Annotated in this window: 6 protein-coding genes; all 6 read left to right on the top strand. The window is 39.4% G+C overall.

All coding sequences use genetic code 11. The annotated features are described in order from the left end of the window. The first annotated feature begins 603 nt into the window (after positions 1–603). On the top strand, positions 604–1320 hold the full coding sequence (gene grpE / locus IBX40_10585; protein MBE0524764.1) for a nucleotide exchange factor GrpE: 717 nt from the start codon (positions 604–606) through the stop codon (positions 1318–1320). After that, positions 1307–3025, top strand: a complete 1719-nt coding sequence (locus IBX40_10580; GenBank protein ID MBE0524763.1) for an Hsp70 family protein — start codon at positions 1307–1309, stop codon at positions 3023–3025. Before grpE ends, IBX40_10580 begins: the two co-directional genes overlap by 14 nt. Positions 3026–3200: 175 nt before the next feature. Beyond that, positions 3201–4298, top strand: a complete 1098-nt coding sequence (locus IBX40_10575; protein MBE0524762.1) for a hypothetical protein — start codon at positions 3201–3203, stop codon at positions 4296–4298. Between the two features lie 349 nt (positions 4299–4647). Further along, complete coding sequence (locus IBX40_10570) at positions 4648–4878, top strand: antitoxin VapB family protein (protein MBE0524761.1); 231 nt, start codon at positions 4648–4650, stop codon at positions 4876–4878. Next, positions 4875–5030, top strand: a complete 156-nt coding sequence (locus IBX40_10565; GenBank protein ID MBE0524760.1) for a hypothetical protein — start codon at positions 4875–4877, stop codon at positions 5028–5030. Before IBX40_10570 ends, IBX40_10565 begins: the two co-directional genes overlap by 4 nt. A 232-nt stretch (positions 5031–5262) precedes the next feature. Continuing rightward, on the top strand, positions 5263–5532 hold the full coding sequence (locus IBX40_10560) for a hypothetical protein (protein ID MBE0524759.1): 270 nt from the start codon (positions 5263–5265) through the stop codon (positions 5530–5532). The last annotated feature ends 106 nt before the right edge of the window (positions 5533–5638 follow it).

Raw genomic sequence — 5638 nt, 5'->3', positions numbered from 1 at the left:
ATTCGCCCCTGACTTACGGAACAGCTTATGGGAAGATGACAGAGTGGGTTTTTGTTTAAGTTCATTGACCAGTTTAGTAAGTGCCGGGGATCTGCAAGGGTGCCAGGCAGTTTCACATTATAGAGAGGCATCCAGTGCCTATCATCCTTAGCTTTCCAATAATGCTAATCTTCAAGGATATTGCATAACAATACTTCTTTTTTTTCTCATGAGAAGGGCCAGAACCAGCTCCCCAGAAATCCCCAGCTCTGCAAGCTTACTCAAGAACTCCTGTACAGAAAGGTGGGAAAACACTTACTGCACCTCAAAATGAAGTATGTATACCGTGCTCTTTTGTGGATGTCAGGACATTCGGTGGCACAGGGCTTCAATTTGGGGCGACTGATAAGGAGCGCTGTAAACCTTACCCACATGGCTTACCATTTCCTCCGAAGTCACCTGTGCCAATGATACTTGGAATCCAACTCTCTTTAATCTGACGGTTCCTTTAAGTCAGAGAAAAATGTCCGGTTTTCTACGTTTAGAAATAATCGGAAGTAGGGTTATTCTGAAGTACTGAATTTATGGAAAAATATATCTGGTATATGCAGAACTTAGATTGTATTGGTAGTGATGGAAGAAAATAAAATTCAGGAAATTAAGAAAAAAGCTGATAGCTTCGAATCTCAATATACCAATTTAAGACAAGAATTTAAAGATTATATTGAGTCCAGTCGAAAAAATGAAGCGAAAATACAGCAGGAAATAAAAAAGGATTTTGTTAAACGATTGCTTGTAGTTGCAGATTCTTTTGATCGCATATCTAAACAGAATGATAATACGTCCTGTGATGTGGTGAAAAAATATTCAGAAAATATAAAAGAAAATATTTATGTGATTTACAATCAGTTACTTTCTGCAGCAGCTCTTACTCCAATAGACCCAAAAGCAGGTGATGAATTCGATGCGAATAAGCATATGGCTGTTGGATTGGAGTATAGTAGTGTTTACCCTGAGAACTCAGTTATTCGCACAGTCAGGAAGGGATATAGCAGTGAAAATAATGTGGTCCGACCCTGTGAAATAATTGTCTCAAAGCGCCCAATAAAAGTGAATATCATGAAACCCGGTTTATGGAATAGGTTCCTTCGATGGATGAATCCTTCCAAATATCTTTTGAGAGAAATGAATGAAAAGATAATTGAACTGGGAGGTCTGCAAAAAGAGGATATCGAAAAACTTACACAGGATTTGAATTCTCTGAATAATTCAATAATAGGTCTGGAAGAAAAGATCGTTAGAATCGAACAGAACTTAAGAGAGATTGATGATGTTGAATAGAGATATTTTAGGTATTGATTTTGGAACAACCAATTCCAAGATGGCATATATGCTGCTTGACGAACCAGTGATGATAGAAAACAGTGAAGGAAAAAATATGATGCCGTCCACAGTTTATTTCAAAAATGAGAATGAAGTAGAGGTGGGTGAAATCGCCAAGCGGAACATTATTGTGCATCCAGAGCGAACGATAAACTCAATTAAAAAGGAAATGGGAACAGACTTCAGGAAAAAGGTCGGTCGGTATAAATTTCCTCCTGAATATGTCGCTGCACAAATATTTAAGAAACTGGCGGATGATGCCGAACAGAGGCTCGGGAGACGATTCAGGGACGCCGTAGTATCTGTTCCTGCAAACTATTCGGACGGACAGAGGCAGTCAATCAAGGATTCAGCAGAGATTGCCGGCCTTAACGTCCTGAGATTGATTAATGAGCCAACAGCGGCAGCTCTCGCGTATGGAATACGAGAAGATAGGGATAGGAGAGTACTGGTATATGATTTTGGGGGCGGGACATTTGATGTAACGATACTTACTGTTTCATCGGGTTTTTTTGATGTCGATGCAAGTGCGGGGGAGCATAAACTTGGAGGGGATGATATAGATGCACGCATTGAGGAGCATGTGGCTGATAAATTATCCGAACAGTTTGGCATAAATCTGGACAAGGACCTGGCACTTCGCTCCACCATCCGTGAAACCTCAGAGGAAGCAAAGATAGCGCTATCTTCAGCAAAAAGCACTTTAATTAACATACCCTTTGTTGCTGAAAACAAACCGCCGTTCAGTATGGAATTAACACAGGCAGAACTTAATTCCATGATATCAGACCTGATCCAGCGTACTAAAAAGCCAATTGAACAGGCATTGAATGATGCTTCCCTTGAAAAAAATGAAATAGATGATATATTACTTGTGGGAGGCACCACCCTCATACCTGCAGTACGTGAATTTGTTATACAGTATTTTGAAAAAGAACCTCTAAAAGGCGATCCGTACGAAGCAGTTGCCCTTGGAACTGCGATAGCCGGTACAGAATTTGTAAAAATAAAATCGGGAGTTGCAAATAATATCGAAATAAGTGATGTAATATCAAGTTCATTAGGTGTGGTAACCGCTGATGAAAGGATCTCCATGATACTGGAGAGGAACACAAAGATTCCCATTGAGCGTACCCGTAATTATACGAATTCATGGGATTTCGTAGATAAAGTAATAATCCCGGTGTATCAGGGGGAAGGGGAATTTCCTGAAGAAAATGAGTTTCTTGGAGAATTCTGGATATCTATAGAACCTATGCCCATTTTTCAGAACAAAATAGAAGTGACTTTTGAAGTCGGAAACGAGTTCGGTATTTTACATGTAACAGCAAAAGATAAAGAATCCGGTAACCAGCGTACTGTGAAGATGGAGGCCAGAAGCAGGCTCTCGAAAAAGGAAAAAAATAAATGGATGAAAAAACTGCTTGGTGTTGAAAGCATACAGGTGAATATTATTAATTTATCGACAGATGATACACTGGCTCTATATCTTAATCCGTGGGAAACAGTATTTGATCTCAAACAGGAATTGTTAAAAAAAGGCATTATGGGAGAGAATGAAACAATTTTCTGTAATGATATTGAGCCTGATGATGAACAAAAAATATCTGATACGAACATGGAAACAGGCATTTCAATAGAGATTCGGCAAAAGGATGAGTAAGAAAAAGAAGAAACGAATTACCTCAGATTCTTCGATTGCTAAGCAGGAAATATCGATATTGGATGATCCCTACTGGAAGGTATCCAGTATGTTTGTGGATATGCATCGTGTTGGCCACTTTATCAGCAAGTTCGAGCAATTTGAAGTGAGGCATCCGGAATGGGTTCAGGATCTTATGGAAGGCACACCCACCTATTACTGTGTTCTCGGTGTTGAAAAAGGAGCAGCCAAAAGCCAGATTGAACAGGCTTGTGAAAAAAAACAAGGGTTTTCAAGTTATAATGATGAGGTAATCGAAGAGGCTTTCGATGTCCTGAGCAATCCAGGGCTTGCAAAGGAATATAATAAATTGCTTTTTATATTTGAACAAATAACAAAATGCATACCTCCGCATGAAAAAAATGAATTAATTAAGAACCATGCTGACAATATCAATACTGAAAAGGAATATTTCAGAATGGGACCAATACTTGAGAAGTATAAATGGTATCATGTTCTGTATATGAAAGGAATGCCCGACCTTTATGAGGTTGCAGGAATAGCTCAGGATTCACCTGAAGAATCATTTAAAAAATATTCTGATTCTGGTTCGGAATTTATGCGGCAGATATATTCTCTGCTCAGTGACAAATCGTTCCGTGAAGACTATGACTTTCTAATATATTTTATCAATACTCACTCAGAACCGGAAATTCTTGAAAAAAGGAAAATACACAGGAGAAAATGGGAACAAATTGATAACCAGATAGTTGAGAAAATCATCCTTAATGCTCTCAATGAACCTTTTGGGATTACTAATAATATTTTCCGGAGCAGGGAAACAATAAACAATAATCATGATTGGTTACGATATCTTCCCCCAAATGAGGAAACCTTCCTTTCGGTGCTTGGATTGGAGAGGGATTCCCTTTCAGGTGAGAAAAAGGAGGTCGAGAAAACACTTCGTGAAAAATACAGGTATCTGGAAAAAACAGCCAAGATCAACCTGGCATATAGTGTACTTAAGAACACATCATTAAGAGAGGATTATCTGTGGCTTCTTGAAAATCAAGAAATATTTGATGCTTTAAATGATTTATTCTCAACTGAATTTGATTTAGCAGAAGATGATCCAGATGAAATTGAGTGGGAAGATAATGAAATACCATACGAAATAATAAGAGCTTTTATCAATTCTATCTCAAATGAAGAAGAAAAGCCTAAGAAAAATAAAAAAAGAAGAAACGCAATAAATCACACTCAGCAAACTCTGGATGAAATATTTGAAATATGAACCTGGCGAACGATTCTCTGTAATAGATATCTTTTTTTCCAACAGTAAGGTAGCATAGCTTTCATACTTAGATGTATTAATATTCACATTCTGCCTCGCGTTTTTAGTACCCCCACCGCACACCACTTCCCGACCCACGCTCTGCGCATGAGCACCCGCACCCGGTCCGCAACACTGAGGCCGTGCAGCCAGTGCGAGTGCAGGAAGGACAGCACAGGTGAGTAGAGAATGGCGGAAAGCGGGAGAGGGAAGGATGGATGGGGGCAGGGATCCTTCCAGTATTAACAATAGACGTAAGGAAAAAAAATGGCAGGCACATTTAAATGCACGAATAAATACACTTAAACATATGGCTCATAAAACATTAACTATCTCAGAAGAAGCTTATAAAAGCCTTGTTCAGCTAAAAAAAGAGGGCGAAAGCTTTACTGCCCTTATAAATCGAATAACAGAAATCGTCAGAAAAAAGCCGTTAAAAGAATTTGCCGGAAGATTGAAAGACGATGAATTTGAAAAAGCGGCCATTGAAATAAGGTCCAGTGGAACTGATATTTCCCGTTTAGAGCGTACAAAACTATGACAATACTGGATACCGATTATCTGGTTGCTCTTCTTAGAGGTGATGCCGATGCAGCCGCTCAAGCCGATAAGATCAAAAATCCAAAAACTACTATTATCAACGCTTTCGAACTCTATTACGGGCAGACCGTAAAATGGCCCCTCCTCCAGTGAACATGAGACCAATGAACTTCCCAGGTCAGCAAGTACCTGCTTCCAGTAATCTACCTTTTCCTCAAGGTCACCCACTTTCTGCTCAAACTCGTTTCTGTCCGTGTACCAGTGTTCATGTAGTCTAAACCTGCGCAGCTCAGTCTCAGACTTATCAACTTTCATGGCCACAGCTCCCTGATATTTCTGGTAAAATCACAACAATTTTAACTCAATGCTTTTAATGAATGAACAAATGACCAAAAAATCCACGAAGAACAGCACACTGCCAGCCTCCAGAACCGCACTGAATAAGCAGGTTCTCGATGAAGTCAGCACCGAGCATGCTCATGAAATTCTAAAAAGACTTGCTGATGAGGATGCGATGATTTCGAAAAGGATAGAAGAGCTGGCGCTGGAATACCTTAAGGGAGTGGATCCGGATGATATCGCAGAGAATGTCTTCTATGATCTGGACAACCTTGATGTTGAGGATGTCTGGAAAAACTCAGGAAGTTCCTCTTGAATATTTCATACAGGTTTTTAAGGAGTGGAGGAAAGAGAATAAGAATCCTGAGAATTTGGAAGAGATGGATAGGTTTATAAAGAACAATTTTCCTGAATGGTATAGC

This window comes from Methanosarcinales archaeon (assembly GCA_014859725.1).
Lineage (GTDB): Archaea > Halobacteriota > Methanosarcinia > Methanosarcinales > Methanocomedenaceae > Kmv04.
The sequence above is the reverse complement of the archived record's forward strand: the minus strand, read 5'-3'. Positions and strand labels throughout refer to the sequence as shown.